We start from the raw sequence: 21566 nt of genomic DNA, 5'->3' as shown, positions 1-21566 counted from the left end.
CTGAAAGGGGGAATGTGCAACAGAATACCTAAATTCAGCATTCAGACAAGTAAATAACAAGGACAAGGGAAGTTCTCAGCTTGTGGACTGACATAAGGAGGTTATGTACGATGAAATTATTCAAAAGGGCTGGAATGCTAATGCTGGCTGGAGTGTTTGTTCTTAGCGGATGTTCGGGAGGCGGTGGCGAGTCAAAAAATCAGACAGTGAATCCGGATCAGGATGCAAATTTTAATAAAACCGGTCTTCCGATTGTTAAAGAAGCGGTGACATTAAAGATGGTATCCCCAAAAGCTGCTTTAGCTCCAGATTACTCAAAAATGGAAATATTTAAGCGGCTGGAAAAACAAACAAACGTAAAAATTGATTGGGGAAACATTCCAGACACTGACTTTGCAGAGAAGAAAAATTTGTTGTTGGCCAGCGGAGATTTGCCAGATGCCTTTTACGGAGCCGGATTCACAGATTACGAGCTAATCAATTACGGTAAAGACGGAACCATTATTCCGCTGGAGAATTTGATTGATAAATATGCGCCTAATTTGAAAGCGCTTCTCGATCGTCGGCCTGACATTAAACTAGCCATCACAGCACCAGACGGTCACATCTATGGGCTGCCGTCGTGGGAAGAGAATAAGCTCGATACCAACCCCTTCTTTCACGTCATCAATAAAAATTGGCTCGATAAATTGGGTTTAAAAGTACCTCAAACGTTGGACGAATACACGCAGGCTTTGATTGCCTTTAAAACGAAGGATCCGAACGGCAATGGCAAGGCTGATGAAATCCCATTAAGCTTTATGCACATGCAGTGGTGTAGTGACATTGCTGGCATATTCGGAGCTTTCGGTCTTCCGGATAATTTGGAACATCGGATCGTCCGCGAAGGTAAAGTGATCTTTACCGCTTCGCAACCTCAATTTAAGGAAGCATTAAAATATATTCATGATAACTGGTATAAGCAGGGGCTGATTGACCCTGAATCGTTTACCCAGGATGCCGCTCAGTATTTAGCAAAAGGCAAAACACCAGATGAAACGCTCGGCTCCTACGTTTGGTGGGAAGTCGAAGAAGTTGTCGGACCGGAGCGTAGTAAGGATTATGCTCTGCTGCCCCCGCTTAAAGACCCAAATGGAGATCAAATGATTGGTCGCAACAACGGCGGAGGACCGGGACGAGGTAGCTTCGTGATTACAAAGGAGAACCGTTATCCGGCAATGACGATGCGTTGGATCGATCAACAGTATGACCCTTACATGGCGGCTCAAATTCACTGGGGTCCGTTAGATGTCGTATTCAAGAAGGACGAAAAAGGAAAATTGGTGAACCTGCCGCTTCCCAAGGGAGTCTCCGCAGGTGAATTCCGTCAAAAAGTGGCTCCAGGCACAGGGAACCCGGGCGTCATTACTTTCGATGACTTCGGAAAAGTTGTTGATATGGAACCCCGAGCTCAGAAGCGTGCTGAGTATTTGGAGAAATATTACACTCCATATATGAAAAAGGAAAACTATCCGAGCATCTTCTTTAAACCGGATGAACTAGATAAAATCAATCGGATTGAGCCTGAACTTATTAAATATGTAAATACCCAAAGAGGCAAGTTCATCGTCGATGGCGAGGTAGACGAAAAGTGGGACAGCTATGTGAAGACACTCGAGAAGATGGGGCTGAACGAATTAATGGAGATCTATCAAAAAGGGCTGGACCGTTATAATGCAAATTTAATAAATAAATAATCAAACGATAGGTGGGGAGAAAACTGTGCTTGATGTAATAACCATTGGGGAAGTATTGATAGACTTTACGCCATCAGGTCGTACAGCGGGAGGCAACGGGCAGTTTGAATGCAATCCTGGAGGGGCTCCGGCTAACGTAGCAGCTGCTCTATCCCGTTTAGGAGCTAGAGCGACGTTGATTAGCAAAGTTGGGGATGATCAATTCGGTTCCTTGCTGCACGATACCTTGATGAACGGTGGCATCGACGTGTCTGCGCTTACGTTTACAGATGAAGCCAATACAACGCTGGCATTTGTTCATCTGGATGACAACGGAGACCGATCGTTCAGCTTCTACCGGAAACCAGGAGCGGATACATACTTGCGCACGCAGGATGTCCCGTTCGATAGGATTGAAAACTGCCATGCACTGCACTTTGGTTCTTTGTCGATGACCCATGAGCCGGCCCGTACGGCAACAAGAGCGGCAGTTGTGAAGGCTAAAGAGGCAGGAGTCCTGCTTTCATTCGATCCGAATATCCGGTTTGCTTTATGGGAGAGTAAAGAGGAAGCGAAACAGAATATCCTTTGGGGCATGAAGTATACCAACATCCTGAAAATATCGGAAGATGAGCTCCACTTTATAACAGGTACAACTGATGTGGAAAAAGGCTCGCTAGAGCTGCAACAGCAATTCGGCATCGCTGGGATCTTCGTAACTTTAGCGGAAAAAGGCTGCTATTACCGATTAGCGGGTCATGACGGATATGTGCCGGGTTTTCAAGTAGAGGCCATTGATACGACAGGAGCCGGCGACGCTTTTCTGGGCTGCTTGTTATATAAGATACTGAATGCTGGTATTTCTTTGAATCAGCTGACCAAACAGCAAATCATCGGTATGCTAACTTTTGCTAATGCCGGTGGTGCATTAGTAACCACACGGAAAGGGGCTCTTCAATCTATGCCGACGACAGATGAAATTACCCAGATAATCGAGACAAATAAACAGCACGATGATGATAGATTTAGGCCGGGTTTTCATTTTTCACCTCACTCCCACTGGTTGAATGATCCCAACGGATTAGTCTATTACGAAGGAGTCTATCATCTGTTTTATCAGCACCATCCTTATAGTAACCAATGGGGACCAATGCATTGGGGTCATGCTGTAAGCCAAGACCTGGTTCATTGGGAGCATATGCCTATCGCTCTGTTCCCGGATGAGCACGGCGCTATTTTCTCCGGTTGCTGTGTGGTTGACTGGAATAATAGCAGCGGACTGTTCGAGGGTTCCCATGGATTGATCGCACTCTTCACTCATGCAGACAGCTGTCCGGAGACCGGACAACCTCGCCAGCGGCAAAGCCTAGCTTACAGTAGCGATAAAGGCCGAACATGGCACAAATATGAGGGGAACCCAATACTCGACGAGCATGATCTGGTCGACTTCCGGGACCCCAAGGTGTTCTGGCATTCGCCAAGTGAATGCTGGATTATGGCTCTTGTCGCTGGAGACCACGTTCGGTTTTATCGTTCCGACAATTTACGTGAATGGTCGTTGTCAGGCGAATTCGGAAAGAGTGAAGGCTCGCATGACGGAGTTTGGGAATGCCCCGATCTCTTTGAATTACCGGTTGATGACAGCGGACATTCCAAATGGGTACTTATCATAAGCATCGGAGATAATCCCAACTGTCCGGAAGGCTCACGCACGCAATACTTTATCGGAGAGTTCGACGGAAATACGTTCATCAATGACCATCCGGCCGATCATATCCTGTGGCTGGATTTTGGCCGGGACAATTATGCGGGGGTCACCTGGTCGGATATAGCTGAGCAGGATGGACGGCGTGTGATCATCGGATGGATGAGCAACTGGAAATATGCTAACCAAACGCCTACCGGGGCCTGGAGAGGCACAATGACTCTGCCTCGCGTCTTGTCATTGACCAGCCGAGACGAGGGCGTAGTTCTGACCCAAATGCCTGTTCGGGAAATAGAGCAGCTGCGGAAAGGAACGCTCTGCTGGAATGAGGTTAAGGTTAAGCCAGCGGTGCCGTTTACGCAAAAAATGAATGATGTTCTGCTTGAAATTGAAGCGGATATCGACATTCGTTCCGGGGACGAGGTTCATATTAAAATGAAGTCCTCTGGACAAAGTGAGACTATTATCGGGTATGACCCTGTGCGCCAATGGCTATTCATCGATCGTTCGAAATCGGGCCTGACTGATTTCCACCCATCGTTTGCGTGCAAGCACGGTGCTAGAATGGTTTCGGAGAATGGGAAGATCAAGCTGCATATTTGGCTGGATCGCAACGCGGTTGAAGTGTACGCGAATGAGGGTTTGGTTGCACTGACGGATCAAATATTCCCTGATGCTCCGATGGATCGTATTGAGATAAGTGCGAAATCAGGGGAAGTTATAGTGAACTCGTTTTTTACGCATGCTCTTAACTCCATTCATATTCCCAATGGTCCAACGGAGCAGACACAAGGAGGGTTGAAGTATGAGCCATGCAACCGATAATCGGGGATTGATCATGTATTGGGCCTTCAATGAAGGAACCGGTACAAGAGCTCTGGAGAGCGTATCCCAAGTCCAGGATAAAATCCAGTACGTATTTAACCAAGCGGAGTTTACTAAACCTTGCCCTCCACGGTGGAGACAGGGGGTAATTGGAAATGGGCTTCTGTTCGATGGTTATTCGACTTACATTGCGCATTCGTTCGATGAGGGAAATCAAAACACCGAGCCAGAGTATCGATCAGCGTTAAGCATAGGAGTATGGGTAGCCCCACGCTCCTATGAATGGGGGGATGATGGCAAATTGTCCGCCATCGTGAACCGCTACAACCTGGATCGCAAGCAGGGTTATCTGCTCGGCATGTTCCGTCACGGTTCCTGGTCCTTCCAAGTCGGGCTGGAAGGAGGGGACTGGAAGGAACTTTGGTCGCCAGACGGCCATGAACTGCCGAAGAATGAATGGTCATACGTGAATGCTGTGTTCGATGGGAACCAAGGGGAAATCAAGCTGTATTTGAACGGCAGTGAAATCGCTTCAGCTGCCGTGCCTCGTGGTTCCCGCCTAGCTGAGGCGGCGGACACGGATCTTCTGATTGGCAAGAATAACCATAGCAGCCTGCTGGCGGAAGTGTTCAGCCTGCACATGTTTAGCGGTATCATTGATGAACTCAAGATTTATAATCGGGCGCTGAGCGCGGAAGAAGTGGCCGCTTCTTATCGTTATGTGCTGGATACCTTTCATGAAGGTATCCAGCCGCAATTAAACTATGACGAGATCAAGCTAGACCGAACGCCACTGCTACTTGATCGGCACAGACCGCAATATCATGTTAGCCCGCCGGCCCATTGGATGAACGAACCCCATGCACCGATCTATTTTGACGGGCAATATCATTTGTTCTATCAGCATAATCCGCAGGGACCGTTCTTTCATCAGATCCATTGGGGGCATTGGGTAAGTCAGGATTTGGTGCATTGGCGTGATCTACCCGTGGCCCTGGCGCCCGAAAAGGATCAGCTCGCACCGGACGGGATCTGGTCGGGAAGCGCAACCTATGATGCTGACGGACTTCCTGTCTTGTTCTTTACGGCAGGTAATGACAGCGCTTCTCCGAATCAGAGCGTAGCGCTTGCCCGAAGTACTTATACCCTTGACGGAAACCCGGATCTGGTTCAGTGGGTCAAACATCCAGAGCCGTTGATCGTGCAGAAGAAGGGAATGGGCGCATTTGGGGATTTCCGAGATCCATTCGTATGGAAGGACGATGACGGCTGGTATGCTCTGGTCGGGTCCGGAATCGAAGGAGGAGCAGCACTGGCATTTGCGTCACAGGATATGCTGAATTGGACGTATAAAGGGCCGTTTTTTAAAGCGGATATTCAGAAGTTTTCTTACCTTGGACCCATCTGGGAGCTCCCTGTGCTTCTTCCCCTTGGCAGGGACAAGCAGGGGGTGAACAAACATCTCCTGCTTGTTAGCCCTGTGGGGAAGGGAGCGGATGTCGAGGTGTTCTATTGGATCGGACAACTTGACAAGCAAAATCTTTCGTTCATCCCCGATCAAGAAGAACCTCAATTGATTGACGTCGGGGATTTCCATTTTACCGGACCGAGTGGAATGGTTGATCCGAAGACCGGCAGAAATATCGTCTTTACGATAGCCCAAGGCGACAGGACGTCCGAGATGGAATATAAGTCGGGCTGGGCTCATAACGGAGGCTTGCCGTTAAGCGTGTATTTGAGGGATGACGGACGTTTGGGAATAGAGCCGATTCAGGAGCTTCAATCGCTGCGTGGCCCCAAGCGGCTATCGCTTCGGGACCAGTCATTGGCTGAAACTAATGTACAGCTTAGGAATGTTCATGGTGACATGCTTGAGATTCAATTGGAATTAGAGCCCGGCAGCGCCAAAAAATTCGGAATCAAGGTCCGTTGTACACCAGACGGAGAGGAAGAAACTCTGCTGTATTATAATTGGAATCAAGCGATGCTCTTGGTCGACCGGTCGAAAACGACGCTGCACCCGGGAGAAAAGTGCGGAGGGGTTCAAGGCGGTAAGTTGGAGCTACTTGGGGAGAATCTGAAGCTCCACATTTATTTGGACCGCTCCATGGTCGAAGCCTATGCAAACGGATTGAAAAGCCTGACAACCCGGGTATATCCGAGCCGTATGGATGCTTTGGGACTCGAGATTTGGGGAGATGGAGAACCGTTTGTTAAATCCTTGGATATATGGGATATGCAGTCCATTTGGTAAGACGATTGTTTAGGCGCTCCTAACGAATGGGGTCATACACAAATGATCAAGTAATTTTGCATTCCTCCGTTTGGAAACGTTTCATTCATATTCTCCCTTCTTCATGACTATTCATCTTTGTACAAGGAGAGCATTTCGAAATGAGGTATCGATGTTCGCAAGTATAACAAGTTTCGAAGGAGGCTCGAGAATGAGGAAAGCCAAAGGAAGAAAATGTTGGATATCGGGAATGGTTATATGGGCTATGGTTCTCCAGCTTGTTGTTCCGGGAATCTCTGTCGCATCCGAAAATAGAACTGTTGCTGGAGAAACGCTCGTTCCTAAGAATGATGTGAAATCATCGGTTACGGATGCGATTTATCAAATCAAGAATATTCCTAAGAATGACATGGGATTGTCAGTTACGGATTCAGTCTATCAAATCCGGAATCCTGGATTTGAAACAGGAGATTTGACGGGATGGACCGTTGTCAAAGGCGAGGCGTTCGGTCCGAATAGCGTAACCGACGAAACGACTTGGTGGGCGGAAAAAATACCGTATAACCAGGAAGGAGCTTATCATTTAAACGGCTGGAAGTATGACGAATCTGCGACAGGTATAATTCATTCCAGCACTTTCGAGCTGGGCGGCAGCGGCTGGATCAGCTTCAGGCTTGGCGGTGCAAAGAACCCAGACAAGGTATTTATAAATATTGTGGAAGTCGATACGGGACAAGTTATTGCCCGATACGGAAATAGCGCATTCGCCGACGTTGGCTTCCCAGATCCCGCGCTGGGCATGCGGCTTGCCAATATGGTGCAATACAAGGCGGATCTTTCCACATATTTGGGCAAGAAACTGTATGTGGAGGTCGTTGATAATGCAACCTCGGATTGGGGAGTCATTTTTGCGGACGCATTCTCCATGTACCATGAGTCGGAGCCAGCTGAAGGAATTGTTGCGACGGATATCAAGCCGGATTTCAAGCGCTATGAAATCGATAATCCAAGCTTTGAAACCGGAAATCTCGATGGCTGGACTGTTGAGGGAGATGCTTTTGAAGTGACTAATGAAGCTCATGCGAGCAAAGAAGGGAACTTCTTTGCCAAATCCTCCATGCAAGGAAAGGGCTCTATCACTTCTAATACTTTTACGCTTCAGGGAACCGGAACAATTAACTTTATTATTTTGGATATCCTCAAACCAGAAAACGCATATGTTGCACTTTACGATGCGAACAGCAACACATTGCTCATGAAAACCGGGAATGTCAGCGCGAACGAGAAAATCTCATGGAAAGTGCAAGAACACTACAACAAGAAGCTCTATGTAAAGGTTGTCGATTATTCCAATGAAGCCAACATTGCCGTTGATAGTTTCCAAGCAAGTGGTAGGGGTACTATTTTCCACTTAAACCTTGATGAAGGCGCAGGAAAGAAAGTGCTGGAGAAAGTACACAACCTTAGGTACGATGTGAACTATGTATTTAACAACGCCAGGTATATGGCATCGAAGGATCCGAGATGGACTCCGCGTGGAATAAAAGGCGGCGCCTTATTGTTCGATGGATACTCGAATTATATTGAGGTCAATGCAAACGATACTGTGCCTGTAAGCGACGCGTTAACCATCGAAGCTTGGGTTGCACCGCGTAGCTATGAGTGGGGAGACGGAAACAAGTTGTCTGCGATCGTAAACCAATCCGATCAAGATAAAGCGGAAGGCTTTTCTCTTGGTATGTATCGGCACGGTACATGGTCGATGCAAGTAGGCATTGGCGGTCAGTGGATTCAGGTATGGGTAAAGGACCACCCGTTGGAAAAATACAAGTGGAATTATGTGGCTGCTACTTTCAGTAAAGAAGATGGAAAAATTAAATTATATCTAAACGGTGAGGAAGTGGCTTCCCAAGCAACCCCCGTCAACGTTCCGATCACACCATCTACCGAAAGCCTGATCATCGGGAAAAATAATAAACCTGTAGAGTTAGCAGGGGTGTTCTCCTTCAATATGTTCAGCGGACTCCTAGATGAAGTGAAGCTGCATAATAAAGCCCTTACAAACCAGGAGATACTTGCTGGATATGAGAGCGTGAAGGCGCTTCATGGAGGTTCAATTCCGAAAATTCTGAATGCGGACATTGATGAGGATCCAAGTGTGTTTGACGGAGATCAGCACCGACCCCAGTACCATGCGATGCCTCCGCAAAACTGGATGAATGAAGCACATGCACCGATTTACTATAACGGCAAATACCATTTATTTTATCAACATAACCCGCAAGGTCCATTCTGGCATCAAATCCACTGGGGGCATTGGGTGAGTGACGATATGGTGAACTGGGAAAATGTAAGACCTGCTCTTGCGCCCGAAGCGGGCACCCTAGATCCGGACGGCACGTGGTCAGGCAGTGCAGCGTATGATCGAAACGGCAATCCTGTTCTGTTCTATACCGCTGGCAACGACTCCTTGTCGCCGAACCAAAGAACAGGGTTGGCAACTCCGGCGGATTTGTCCGATCCCTATTTGGAAAAATGGGTGAAATATCCTATACCGGTAACGGAGCAGAACGGAAAAGGCATTCACAACGAGTTCCGCGATCCGTTTGTATGGTACGACAAAGAGGTGGACAAGTGGTATCAGCTAGTGACATCTGGTCTTCCAGACTTCAGCAGCGGCACAGCTTTGGTGTATGTATCCGATGATATGTACAATTGGGAATATAAGGGTCCGTTATACGTTAGTGACAGAAGCCGTTATCCGGAGTTGGGGACGGTATGGGAGCTACCAGTGTTATTGCCGTTAGGCACGGATAGTACGGGCAAGCAAAAATATATTTTCATGATTAATCCCCATGAAAAGCCGGAGCATGTTCCTCCAGCGAACGATGTGCAAAGAGATGTTGAGGTCTTTTACTGGATCGGGACCTGGGACCGGGATAACTTTAAATTTATTCCTGATCAGGAGGCACCCTCCAAAATGGATGTAGGTGACGGCTATTTAACCGCAGAGAGCGGTCTGGTCACACCCGACGGAAGAACGGTCGTATTTTCCATGGTGCAAAATGTAAGAACACCGCAAGCCGAATATCAATCCGGATGGGCTCATAATTTATCTTTGCCGGTTTCCCTAAGCCTCGATAAGCATGATAAATTGCATATCGAACCGATTAAAGAACTACAGAGCCTTCGAGGGAAAAAGTGGGTTGATTTTTCGGACAAAAATTTGGAGAGTGCCAATCAATTGATTAAGAATGTCAAAGGCGACATACTAGAGATTGTGATGGAGATTGATCCGCGTGAAGCCCAGAAATTTGGTCTCAAGGTGCGACGCTCGGAAAAAGGCCAAGAAGAGACGCTCATTTACTACGACAAGAAGAACGGGACATTTAACGTGGATCGAACCAAGAGCAGCATTGATCCGGATGTGCGTGTGGACGGCATTCAAGGAGGATATGTAGATCTTAAAGGAGAGAACTTGAAACTCCATATCTTTCTCGATCGCTCGGTCATTGAAGCATTTGCAAATTACAAGAAGAAGCTGACAACTCGTGTCTATGTAGGCAGATACGACTCCCTAGGCTTACAGATCTGGGCCGATGGCGATATCAATATCAAATCCATGCAAGTATGGGATATGAATGCCTTAACGGGTAAACCGGCTGCTCCGGTCTATGTACCCGATAAGTGGGATAATTCTGTGTATAAGGATATTACAGAGCTGCCTAACCATGATTTTGCTACGGGCGACTTAACAGGGTGGATAACGGAAGGAGACGCCTTCCAGAATGTCCATGTGACCAATACCCAGTTCTTCTGGGACAACATTTACTTCAACCCGTCGCATAAAATTCCGGGCGGCTACCATTTGTGGGGCTTCAACGAGCAAGCCGGCGGCGACAGCTTAACCGGAGCGCTAAGATCTCAAAATTTCGTCCTTGGTGGGAACGGTAAGATCAACTTCCTTATCAGCGGCGGCCGGGATATAGATCGTCTGTATGTTGCGTTGGTTCGGGCGTCGGACGGCAAAGAGTTATTTAAAGAGACAGCAACCAACTATGAAGAATATCAACGGAAGATTTGGGATGCGACGGATTATATCGGCGAGGAGCTTTATATAAAGGTGGTCGACCAATCCAAAGGCGGGTTTGGACATATCAACGTAGATGATTTTAATGTACCTGTTCAGGTAAAGAAGAAAACCAACAACTGACTCTTGTTAATACGTGAGTCCTGTAGTCACTCCAAACAAACCGAATACTCAGATAGCTTGTCATTCGAAATGGCAAAGGAAAAGGGCAGGTACTTGTAAAACGAAGCTGAATCAATTTTTATTTGGATGGGAGATAAGAGTGTATTTAATTTAATGCTCATTCGCCATAATCCCTTGGCTAAAACCATAGGATTATGGCTTGGTGAGCGCACATTAATGAAAAAATAATAAATTCTAACCTTAGCCAGAGAAAGGTTTCGTGGTATGGTTTAATATTCAGCTGAAGGGACGCCTTTTTTGCTAATCAAACGGTTTTTTGGGCTCAGTGTGCAACAACTGCTCTACCTGTACATTTAATACAATTGCTATGGCATAGAGCGTATCGATATCCAGTGTAATATCTCCGGTTTCATATTTGGAAACCTGGAATCGTTAATGCGAATGAGTAAATTTCGTAATCTCCAGCATCTGGTCGGTCATATACAATGCCGAAAATTGAGAGTTAGACTGTACCGTTCTTTCCTAAAGGCACAGACTTTGCCCAAGTATCCGATGTGGCTTTGGAGCGTTCGCTTGATTTAATCAACCATTGCCCGAAAATGTATGGGGTGGAAAACCGCTCACGAATCTTTCACAAATCCCTTAATGGTTTTTTTTAATATCCTGAAAGTTTGCATTAGATAGAATTTCAGCATTATCTCCGAAGAATGCGTTTCCTGCTTCGGTATCGCCATTAAGATAGTACATAAACCATGCGGTTACATATCCGTCTGCATAGTAAAGCATTTGCCCATGATCGGCATCATTTCTTCTTGCCATCACTTTTGTGACATTATTGGGGATGTCATTATAAAGTTTTTGCAGGCTTTCCAAAGGTGCAATCTGCTCATCTGTGTTGCCAGTGGAACCAATAATCATAGTTGGTGCTTTGATGAGCGTAGGATCAGATGTCCATTGCAGAGCTTCGCTCATCACGGTCTTCGCGGAACTCAACATTACAGCAGCTTTATAGATGTCAGAATGCTTCTGATCTGTAATAGCGTTTATTACACCGATGCCGCCCTGTGAATGTCCGGTAATACCAATATGGTCGAGGTGTTTTTGCAGTGCTTGATATTTAGAGCCTGTGACCCCTGTTCCGTTGACAAATACAACAACGGGGAGCGATCTATTCATTTCGGATATATCCGCTGGATAAAAAATCTCATATTTCTTAAATGACATCATAGCGGCACTTTCAAAATAACTTACCTTGTGCTCACCCATAGCTATATACTTTGCTTCCAACTCGCCGCCTGTTTTGACTGTTTCCGTATAATTATTCGGAACGGCAGGATTATTTGCTAAGTAAATCAACAAAGCGGCAATCAGTACTGCAATGATAAAAATAATACAACCAGTAATTTTCAACATCTTTTTCATGCACGTAAATCTCCTTAACTCTCAATAAATTATAAATTTAGCGTAGGTCTTGTGGATTGTCTGCCTTGTTTCCTTGAAGTAGTATACCTGATCTGAATAAACTGAAAATAAACTGATGTAAGCATAGACCGATTACCGATTAGTTTAGCTATATATCTAAATAAAAAGCATATGTAGTTAACTTGAATAGGTAGCATAATGAAGTACGATTTCTCATTTCATATGACAAAAAGACTCAAGAAGAGATAAACACGGGTGGAAAAGCCTGCTCAGACATATGTTGAAGCCGTATAACCTGAAAGAGATATTGTCTTGTTAAGCGTAATGAATTAGGAAATATTAAACTTCAAATTTAATTAATAAACCTGCTTTTTTGACGGTTATTCTTAAGTTTTTCGTTTTCACTTTGGATAGTAGAGAAGGTAGTTTTTAAAAATAGTACCTTCTCTAAATCTGCACATTTTGTTGCCTCAAACAGAACAGCGGATCTAATCTGTCTTATTCACTCCCCATATATCGTTCCAGGTACTCATTCAACTTTTCTATATATTTTAAATATAGCTTATTGTCATTTTGCAGACCGTGCCCCGAATGAGGAAACTCGAAATAATCATGGGGAACATTGTTTTCTTCCAGTGCGTTGATCAGATATTTTACTGTTCCGAACGGAGCGACCTTATCGTATTTTCCATAGGCAGCTAGCGTTGGTACAGAATTTTTATCAATCCACATAAATGGTGAAATATCTTTGACTGCTTTATCATAGCTTGCTTTTCCTATCATATCTGTTGTAATCGTGTTACCAGACATAACGCTGAATAAGTTTGCTGCTGCCTCTGGATTCTGATCCAAACCGTAGGTAGCCCAGTCCTCTGGATAAAAGCTCGGTGGTCCTACCATCTCAAATACCATTTTTACAGGAATAGGAGAGGTGTCCGCATCACGGTAAGCATACAATAGCGCCAAAGTTCCACCTGCCGAGCCGCCGGATATCGCCATTCTATCGAGATTGTAGCCTAACTTTTCCGCTTCCGCTTTTACAACTGGAATACTTTTTTTGATTTCCTGTGACATAGTATATACACTGGCTTCGGGATTATTTTCATTACGCAGCGTATAATTAATACCAGCGGCGACATAACCTTTTGAAGTAAGCCATTTCAGCATATTGGCGTCATCACTTTTGTCACCAGTTGAAAAACCTCCTGCATGGAGATATACGACAAGACCATAGCTTTTCTTTGTATTATCTGCTGGAACATAGAGATCAAATTTATTTTGCTCCTTATCGTCATAGGCGATATCTGAATATACATGCCCAACGGTGTCATTCCAATGAACTTGCATCTCTCCAGACAGTGGATTGTATGTCATTTTGATGATTGCTGAAGCCGCGAACACAAGAATAAAAACACCAACATAAATAGATCCCCACAACATTTTTTTTCTGCCTTTTCTCTCATTTTTCATAAGAAGTTACCTCCAAACAGTGTACCGCCGAGCAAAAAATTCATAAATGCCCGCACCGCAAGACGGCCCAAAACGGCAGCTACGATGATAACTAAAATCAGAATAACCATGCGTTTTTGTGAAAGTGTCATCTCTTAATCTCCTTATCAATTTCTTCGTGATGTTACCCCTTGAGTTGTTTTATCCTAATGTTCAGACTTTTTTCCGTGCCGGAATTTGGGCCTTTTTACAACATACCGAACTATACGCTAGGGAGCTGATATCGATTGGTCACTTAATTGGCTCAACTACAATTTTAACAAGAGTGATCAGAGGTCTTTTGTTATCATATTTTCTCCTTTATCTAGAATACATCCGTTGTATGAACTCCATAAAAAGACGTATCATTTTTTGTGTAACAAATGTATCATTGGTTAAAATCAGAATCAATGAATCAATAGAAAATGATACAGAAAGGAAAAAATGTAACGTGGAAGATAAAAGATTGAAAAACACACATGTGAAGCTTCAAATTACAAAATCACTTCTTGATTTGTTGAAAATGAAAGAACTTAAGGCGATTTCAATCAGTGATCTTACCTCAACAGCACAAGTAAGTCGCGTTTCGTTTTACAGGAATTATGATGAAAAAGAAGATGTGCTGAAAGAATATCTTTATAAATTAATAGACAGTTGGTATAAGGAATATCAAGATAGTGGTGGTACATCGGAAGATGAACTTTTGGGGAGTTTGTTTGGACACTTTAGTAAAAATAGAGATTTTTATCTGCTTCTTAGCCAAAGGAAATTGTTCTATCTGCTGAAGGAAATACTCAAAGAACTATTCGGACCAAAACCAGAATATCCAAACTTCGGTGCTTATGTAGCAGCTTATTTTTCATATGGATTGTTCGGATGGATTGAAGAATGGTTTGCTAGAGGTATGCAGGAAACTTCAGAAGAGATGACTTTACTTCTGAAAAATCGTGATTTAAATAAAAATTAATCTCCTGAGGTTGTTGGGATTTGGACATTTTCCAGAAGTGAATAATCCCATTTTCTCAATTTAGATGCTGAGAAAATGGGATTATTTCTAGGGTGAAGGAAGAATCACTTCAAAAGTTGTACCTGTGTCATCTGAGCTTACAACCCGGATCGTCCCACCATGCAGTATAACAATCTTTTGCGCAATACTTAAACCCAATCCATTGCCCGGGGAGGCGTGAGAAGGATCTCCTTGATAGAATTTATCAAATATGTGTTTTTGCTGATAGGCATCAATCTCTGGACCGTTGTTGTGAATAGATATACTAACATGTTGAATCTTCGAATTCATATCGATTGTGATCTCGGAATTCGAAGTCGAATACTTAATGGCATTGTCCAGAAGATTGATCCAAACTTGACTAAGCATATCTTCATTTGCAGTAACCATCAGTTCAGACGAATCAAACTGAAAGCTTATATTTTTCGCCGACCATTTCGGCTCCAACAATACAATAACCGTTCGGATGTGTTCGGTTAAGTTAAAAGTCGTTTTCTCAGTGATGATGGCTTGGCTTTCGATCTTGGATAACTGAAGCACATTTGTGGCAAGTTCTGCCAAACGTTCCGATTCATTGATGATGATATCCAAATACTCATTGCGTTCCTCATCTGATAATTTTTTTCTTTTCAAAACTTTCGCGTACCCTCGTAAGGAAACGATCGGTGTTTTAAATTCATGCGAAAAATTATTAATAAAATCGGACCGCAGCATTTCAAGACTACCGAGTTCTTCAGCCATGTGATTAAAACTTCTGTTCAACTTTCTTAACTCTTTTGGCCCCTTAAGGTGAATACGGACGGAAAAATTCCCTTTGGCCAGCTCTTCAGAAGCATGTATAACTTTTCGAATGGGAGAGAGCGGGATTCGGCTAAATATCAACGATGCAAGGATACTGACCAGAATACTCACTGTTACAAAATATGTAACAAGCACTAAGCCACCTCCTGAATTTGGATCTTCGGCTGGAGGGGAAGTGTAGAGTCCGATATACACGAAAAACACGACAATGACCAACGAAAGAAAAATGGATATGAGCAAAATAAACAACACAATGAACGTAAACATAAAAGTTAGTCCAAATCCACGTAAAGATCTCTCTCTGATAAAGTTTATTATCCTTCTACTCACTATGTTTTACCGCCTTATAGCCAATTCCTCGGATGGATATGATTTCAAATTCCGGATAATCGCCAAATCGCTTTCTTAAACGGTTGATGTGAACATTTAACGTGATATCACTTGTTTCAGAGTCCATGCCCCAAATTTCATCCATTAACTGAATACGGGTAAAAATTTTATCTGGGTACGACAGCAATTTGTACAATAAATAAAATTCCTTCTGCGGCAGTGTCTGCACTTCATTCTCTCTTGACACCGATAATTCATCGTATTGCAGCGTGATTTTTCCTATTTGAAGCTTCCGTTCATTCTGGATCTTGGCTCGCCGAAGCAAAGCCTTAATCCGAAGTAGCATTTCGTCTTCGTCCACAGGTTTGACCATGTAATCGTCTGTTCCTGCCATAAAACCTTTACGTTTGTCTGCCGGTAAATGTTTGGCACTAACCATCAGAATAGGAATATCATTTTTGCTCTCGCGGATCGTTTGAGTCAACTCGAATCCATCCATTTGAGGCATCATGATATCAAGAACAATTAAATCAATATGCTGCTTGTCTAATAATTCTAATGCCACGATGCCATTCTCCGTCAAAAACACCTCGTATCCTGCAGACCCAATGATAGTTTTCATTAATTTGGCCGTATTTTTATCGTCTTCTACAACGAGAATTTGAAACATTCCCCTCAATCCTTTCCGTTACTCTTTAATAACTGAACTGGCATTCTATCACAATGTACTGCTTGAAGTGAACAACGAGCACGACGCTTTTGTTTATTTTCAGTTTATATACTCATGGTAATGTATGTCCAGCGAAGTACAATTCATCAAACCCCCGGATGTTCTGAATATCTAATATTTTCATTTGATTGTAAAATTAGGTGTTTGCCGGAGGCGCTGCTGAATATTCTGCTGGGCATCTACCCCGCTGCGGCAGGCCAGAATCGCAATGGTGAGATCCGCGAGCAGAACTGTACGGCCATTCCCGTAGGCACGGCCCTTGCCCAGAGCTGGAACCCGGCGGGTTGCCAGGAGTGCGGCGACATTGTGGGGGAGGAGATGAAACGGTTAGGCGTGCACCTGTGGCTGGCACCGGCGATGAACATCCATCGCAATCCACTCTGTGGAAGGAACTTTGAGTATTTCTCGGAGGATCCTCTTATCAGCGGCAAATTGGCGGTTGGTATCATCTTGGGAGCCCAGAAACATCCGGGCTGCGGTGCCACGGTCAAGCATTTTGTCTGCAACAACCAGGAGACCAACCGCTTCAATTCCAATAGCGTGGTCAGCGAACGGGCAATGACATCATGATGCCTGGCGGCAGGAAAACCATGAAGGTTTGATGAAGGTTTGATGAACGCTTTGAACAATGAGACGGCAGCCTATCCGCTGACCCGCGCAAATCTGGAGAAGTGTCTTCGAGAGAGGCGCAGAACCCTCTATGTTTGTTATAATGACATATTTTATATTGTTTCTTCTAAGACATTAAGGGGATGAATACTGGAGATAATGCCGTATTTGAAGGCAAAACGATTGCCAGATAATTTGCCGGTATATAATTATGCACCCGATGTTGTATAGTTTATTTCATATTAGCTTAATGTTAGTAAAGGTGTAAAACAGCAGACATTAATTAATGGTGTTTGCTGTTTTTTTTATCAGCATGTTACATTTAATGCTTTATGTATCGTTTTGTCTTGGTTTATTGATTCAACTATTATCTGATGATACATTTGTTACACGAAAAAACTATCATCATACTCAGGAGGAAATAGTGAAAATATTAAAAAGGATATTGTTAGTTGTGTTTATCATAGTTATTGTAATTATTCTGGCAGTTATAGCGTTGTTTGCATTTCAGTCATACCGCTTTGATAATTATTATAAGTTTGTAAAGACTGATAAGCCAATAGAGGCACAATATACAGCTCTTGGACCAAATGAGGTTTCTTCTGTAGAATTCGATGCAGAAAATGATACCTATAAAAAATATGAAATTTGGTATCCGTCCGAAATGAAAGATCGTTCATCTGCATATCCTCTCGTTGTATTGGCAAACGGGACGGGAACCCCGGCATCAAAATATAAATCTGTTTTTAAACATCTTGCATCATGGGGGTTTATTGTTGTTGGCAATGAGGACTTGAATTCTCGAACGGGAGCTTCATCGTCTGCAAGCCTTGACTTTATGCTAAAGCTGAATGAGGATAGGGAGAGCGATTTTTATGGGAAAATTGATGTTGATAACATTGGGATCGGCGGACATTCGCAGGGAGGCGTGGGAACAATAAATGCCGTAACCAATCAGGAGAACGGTGATTTCTACAAAGCTATGTTTACGGCAAGCGCCACTTCAAGCTTCTGGGGACAGCAAAGCCAATTGGGAACCGATTGGAGTTACGACGTATCCAAGATCAAAATCCCTTACTTCATGGTTGCTGGTACGGGAGATTTTGATGCGGGAACTGCAGAAGACATAACGGCTACAGAAGGGCAAGGAATTACTCCGCTTTGGTCACTTAATACGAATTATTCCAATATTCCCGATACGGTAACCAAAGTTATGGCTAGGCGCGTAAACACTGACCACAGCGATATGGTGAACCATGCAGACGGATATATGACAGCCTGGTTTATGTATTGGCTGAAAGGTGATGTACAAGCGGGTAACGCATTCTTTGGTGACGATGCAGAGTTACTTGAAAATGCGAACTGGCAGGATGTTATTAGAAGTCAATGAATTATTTTTATATACAATTACAACAATGTTATATACCTGATAAAGGACTGGATTCCAGTCCTTTTTTAGTTGAGTTGGAATTACTTCGTAAGATTGCTACAGAACAGAAATATTAAGTTAAAAATATCCGTTTGTGTTTTATTTGGTTATAGGCATCATCATATCAGTTTATTTTCAGTTTATTCAGATCAGGTATATTACTTCAAGGAAAATAAGACACAAGACAGTAGACATCCTCAACAAATATCAAGGAGAATTCAATGAGAAAAATGATTAAAATAATAGGCATGTGTATATTGATATTCATTCTTTTGATCGTGGGACTGAGAATTAAAAATATGTTATTCCCTCCAAAAGTTGATAGCAGTGAACTAGATATTGATAAGATATTTGCACAACAGGCGCAATCCCAAGAAGGACTTCATCCTCTTGAAAATATTGAGCAGAGAACCATTGATATAAAATACATCAGCAAGGACAATATAGTGGACACCCGACAAATGAGGCTCTATATTCCGAAGGATGCGGAGCAGCCGATCCCCGTCATCTATATTCCTCACTATGAAATGACCGAGGATGCTGTGGAATTGCGCAAGTATCTAGCTGAAGGGTGGATGGTTGCTTCACCGACGAAATTTGATAATAAATACAACGGTCAGCTGACCGATGATGATCTGGTTTTCAATAATGCCGCCTTATATACGCTTCGTCATATGGAAGAAGTCGATCATCAAAGAATCGCCCTCGTTGGGGGCAGCGCAGGTGGATACACGACACTGATGCTTAACGCTTTGCAAATGGGGATTAATGCTTCGATCGCGAATTCACCGATTGCTAATGTGTACTTTAATTTTTATCAGTATTTTCCCGAAGGAAACCAATTGAACAACAACAAGATGGGCTGGGTTATGCTTAAAGGATTGTTTAAAATGATCACTGCGGAGATAACGGCGAAAGAAATGCTGAAAACGATGATGGACTTACCGATTCCGTTTCTAGGTATGGTATCCGGCATGTTTGAGCCGATCTTAGATAATTTTCCGGATAAAGAAGACATCGCAAGATGGGAAGCATTCTCCCCGGTTGCACTGGCAAATCATTTTAGTAGTCCTCTGGTCATCAATCATGTTACGTCTGATGTTTTGGTTCCAGTCGATCAGATTTCAAGACGATTCACCTATGAAGAAAACGGAAGTTCAATGCCGGAGGGGTTTTCGACAAGACTGAATAGCAGCTATCCGGGAGTTCTCGGACATACTTTGGAAGAAGAACTGCCTTCAGACCTCACAAGAACAGTGCACATTATTATTACTGACCCGGATAAAGACAGCATACTTCCTTATGACAGTAAGAAACCGTTCAACCTGAACATTTACGACGATGGAACTGTAGAATCTTACGGGAGCCACCGAGCGACATCCGGAACAGGTGTAACCGATGATATTCCGTATCTCAGAGATATGCTCTCCCGTAGCTTGGCAGAAACAGAAATGCTGCTACCTGGAAAGCTTCTTCTGCTTTTGGATCGTTATCAGGGAGAGAGTATACAATTACCTGCTCATCAAGGAATTGATGATACTGTTTATGGCTCCCTTGTCATTTATCAGCAGGAAGTCGTAGAGGAATTAAATCAGTGGGCAGAAAACCATTCTATGAATGAATTGAATCATTTTATTCAGGGATCAATCACAGATATCGATGATACCATATTAAAGAACCAGTACACAGCCACATGGAAAGAGATAAAGGAAAAATTATCACGAATGTAAATTAGTTACTGCAGCATCTTGTTAAAAATTTAACAGGATGCTGCAAACTTGATTTATTTAGCTGGCTCTAAATGAAGGATGAGATGTGGATACACAGAAAAGGGCAGCAGAAACAATACCTTAGCTATCCTGCCAATATGTGATTTTATTATTTGTAATCTGCGTTTATCGTTGTTTCTTTCCATTGTTCTATGCTGGCAAGCATGTTGTTAAATTTATAGGTTGCCGCATCATAGGCTTGTTGACCAACGGCCACCCCAATCTGTACGAAAACTGCTTGGCTCCATTAAAGTCACATAAATATTAAAAGGAGCCAGTTCTTGCGCAAGACTTTCGGAAATACCTTCAACGGCGTATTTTGTTGCGTGATAATACCCGAGAGTTGGGAAGGAAGTTAGACCGCCAATGGACGAGAAGTTTATAATGTGACCACTTTTTTGTGAGCGCATGTAGGGAAGTACAGTATTCGTAATATGCATGAGTCCCCAGAAGTTAATTTCGAACATCTTACGCGTTTCTTCTTCTACGCTTTCCTCAACAGAGCTAAAATATCCGATACCTGCATTGTTCACGAGCACATCAATACGTTTAAACTTCTCAATCGTATGGTCAACCGCATTTCGGATCTGTTCCGGATTAGTGACGTCGAGTGGGAGAGCGAGCACATGATCTTCATGCCCGGCTGGAAGAAAAGGAGGCACACGAAGACTTACTCAAAGATCCATAGAAAAGTTAATTCAAAAATATGCTAATCTTTATGGTAAACCGTCTTTAAATGTGCATGCTTTGAGACTTGCAACTAGATATCATAAGGCTAACAATGATGTTCCAAAACTGAAGGATCAACTAGGTCATTTATCAGTACAGACAACGATGATATATACACATTTATCAGATGACGATCTGAAGACAGCGGTTAATAAAATGGATTTAGATTTTTTTATGCATTAACTCTAAGTTCAATTGTAATTCAGTAGATGATTATTGAAGATAAAGTTATTGCATAAAGGATGGATGATATGATTTATGCCACAACTTTATCTTCATTTTTACTTATGCAATAATCTTAAGTTCACTAATGCAATAAAGTTAACTTCAACGGACAACTGTACATCGACACAAAGTTACCTACCAAAGAAACCCTTATTTTATAAGGATTTTTCTGTTTTTAGTAGGCAACTTTGTGTCATTATTTCGTGACACAAAGTTACCTACTTGACTGGAGAAGTAAAAGTTTTATGCAATAGCATTACTGATACAGCTATGCTTATCTGTTCAGAAACAAACTTTAGAAGAACGCTTTTCCAACAAACGTTTACATGAAAAAATC

At 43.3% G+C, this 21566-nt stretch carries 14 protein-coding genes and 2 pseudogenes; 9 read left to right on the top strand and 7 right to left on the bottom strand.

What is annotated here, in order from left to right; translation table 11 throughout:
* Positions 1-110: 110 nt before the first annotated feature.
* The 4 genes from MMB75_RS06945 to MMB75_RS06930 all read left to right on the top strand — a co-directional run bounded on the left by MMB75_RS06945 (position 111) and on the right by MMB75_RS06930 (position 10691).
* Positions 111-1736, top strand: a complete 1626-nt coding sequence (locus MMB75_RS06945) for an ABC transporter substrate-binding protein (RefSeq protein WP_277507268.1) — start codon at positions 111-113, stop codon at positions 1734-1736.
* 25 nt (positions 1737-1761) lie between these two features.
* A complete protein-coding gene (locus MMB75_RS06940; protein WP_277507267.1) occupies positions 1762-4245 on the top strand; it encodes a PfkB family carbohydrate kinase in 2484 nt (827 codons plus the stop codon).
* Positions 4226-6499 (top strand): GH32 C-terminal domain-containing protein, encoded by a 2274-nt coding sequence (locus tag MMB75_RS06935; protein WP_277507265.1) that lies wholly within the window; start codon positions 4226-4228, stop codon positions 6497-6499. Before MMB75_RS06940 ends, MMB75_RS06935 begins: the two co-directional genes overlap by 20 nt.
* A gap of 190 nt (positions 6500-6689) precedes the next feature.
* Positions 6690-10691 carry a GH32 C-terminal domain-containing protein gene (locus MMB75_RS06930; RefSeq protein ID WP_277507264.1) on the top strand — a complete coding sequence of 1334 codons (4002 nt, stop codon included), beginning with the start codon at positions 6690-6692 and terminating at the stop codon, positions 10689-10691.
* Positions 10692-10991: 300 nt separating this feature from the next.
* On the opposite strand, the pseudogene MMB75_RS06925 reads toward MMB75_RS06930, so the two are convergent.
* From MMB75_RS06925 to MMB75_RS06910, 4 genes and pseudogenes are all read right to left on the bottom strand, one after another.
* Positions 10992-11105 (bottom strand): annotated as a pseudogene (locus tag MMB75_RS06925) (helix-turn-helix domain-containing protein); the annotation flags it as partial.
* A gap of 228 nt (positions 11106-11333) precedes the next feature.
* A complete protein-coding gene (locus MMB75_RS06920; RefSeq protein ID WP_277507263.1) occupies positions 11334-12113 on the bottom strand; it encodes an alpha/beta hydrolase family protein in 780 nt (259 codons plus the stop codon).
* A 498-nt stretch (positions 12114-12611) separates the two neighbouring features.
* Positions 12612-13583 carry an alpha/beta hydrolase gene (locus tag MMB75_RS06915; RefSeq protein WP_016820904.1) on the bottom strand — a complete coding sequence of 324 codons (972 nt, stop codon included), beginning with the start codon at positions 13581-13583 and terminating at the stop codon, positions 12612-12614.
* Entirely contained in the window at positions 13580-13714 is a 135-nt protein-coding gene (locus MMB75_RS06910; protein ID WP_016820903.1) for a hypothetical protein, read from the bottom strand. Before MMB75_RS06910 ends, MMB75_RS06915 begins: the two co-directional genes overlap by 4 nt.
* 338 nt (positions 13715-14052) lie before the next feature.
* On the opposite strand from MMB75_RS06910, the gene MMB75_RS06905 reads away from it, so the two are divergent.
* A complete protein-coding gene (locus MMB75_RS06905; RefSeq protein WP_016820902.1) occupies positions 14053-14568 on the top strand; it encodes a TetR/AcrR family transcriptional regulator in 516 nt (171 codons plus the stop codon).
* A gap of 87 nt (positions 14569-14655) precedes the next feature.
* On the opposite strand, the gene MMB75_RS06900 is transcribed toward MMB75_RS06905, so the two are convergent.
* Complete coding sequence (locus MMB75_RS06900; RefSeq protein WP_237714609.1) at positions 14656-15543, bottom strand: HAMP domain-containing sensor histidine kinase; 888 nt, start codon at positions 15541-15543, stop codon at positions 14656-14658.
* Between the two features lie 187 nt (positions 15544-15730).
* Positions 15731-16408 carry a response regulator transcription factor gene (locus tag MMB75_RS06895; RefSeq protein WP_016820900.1) on the bottom strand — a complete coding sequence of 226 codons (678 nt, stop codon included), beginning with the start codon at positions 16406-16408 and terminating at the stop codon, positions 15731-15733.
* Between the two features lie 204 nt (positions 16409-16612).
* Between MMB75_RS06895 and MMB75_RS06890 the strand changes: the two genes are divergently transcribed.
* The 3 genes from MMB75_RS06890 to MMB75_RS06880 all read left to right on the top strand — a co-directional run bounded on the left by MMB75_RS06890 (position 16613) and on the right by MMB75_RS06880 (position 20236).
* Positions 16613-17038 (top strand): glycoside hydrolase family 3 N-terminal domain-containing protein, encoded by a 426-nt coding sequence (locus tag MMB75_RS06890; protein WP_226888723.1) that lies wholly within the window; start codon positions 16613-16615, stop codon positions 17036-17038.
* Positions 17039-17501: 463 nt separating this feature from the next.
* Entirely contained in the window at positions 17502-18467 is a 966-nt protein-coding gene (locus MMB75_RS06885) for a poly(ethylene terephthalate) hydrolase family protein (RefSeq protein ID WP_026065422.1), read from the top strand.
* A gap of 260 nt (positions 18468-18727) precedes the next feature.
* Positions 18728-20236 carry an alpha/beta hydrolase family protein gene (locus MMB75_RS06880; RefSeq protein ID WP_019687298.1) on the top strand — a complete coding sequence of 503 codons (1509 nt, stop codon included), beginning with the start codon at positions 18728-18730 and terminating at the stop codon, positions 20234-20236.
* 230 nt (positions 20237-20466) lie between these two features.
* Here MMB75_RS06880 and MMB75_RS06875 read toward each other — a convergent pair whose 3' ends face one another.
* Positions 20467-20901 (bottom strand): SDR family NAD(P)-dependent oxidoreductase, encoded by a 435-nt coding sequence (locus MMB75_RS06875; RefSeq protein WP_260846485.1) that lies wholly within the window; start codon positions 20899-20901, stop codon positions 20467-20469.
* A 7-nt stretch (positions 20902-20908) separates the two neighbouring features.
* On the opposite strand from MMB75_RS06875, the pseudogene MMB75_RS06870 reads away from it, so the two are divergent.
* A pseudogene (locus MMB75_RS06870) lies at positions 20909-21187 on the top strand (tyrosine-type recombinase/integrase); the annotation flags it as partial.
* Between the last annotated feature and the right edge of the window lie 379 nt (positions 21188-21566).

This window comes from Paenibacillus sp. P2(2022) (assembly GCF_029522175.1).
Classification (GTDB): domain Bacteria; phylum Bacillota; class Bacilli; order Paenibacillales; family Paenibacillaceae; genus Paenibacillus; species Paenibacillus polymyxa.
Note: the sequence above shows the minus strand (reverse complement) of the source record. Positions and strands in the feature narration are given on the sequence as shown.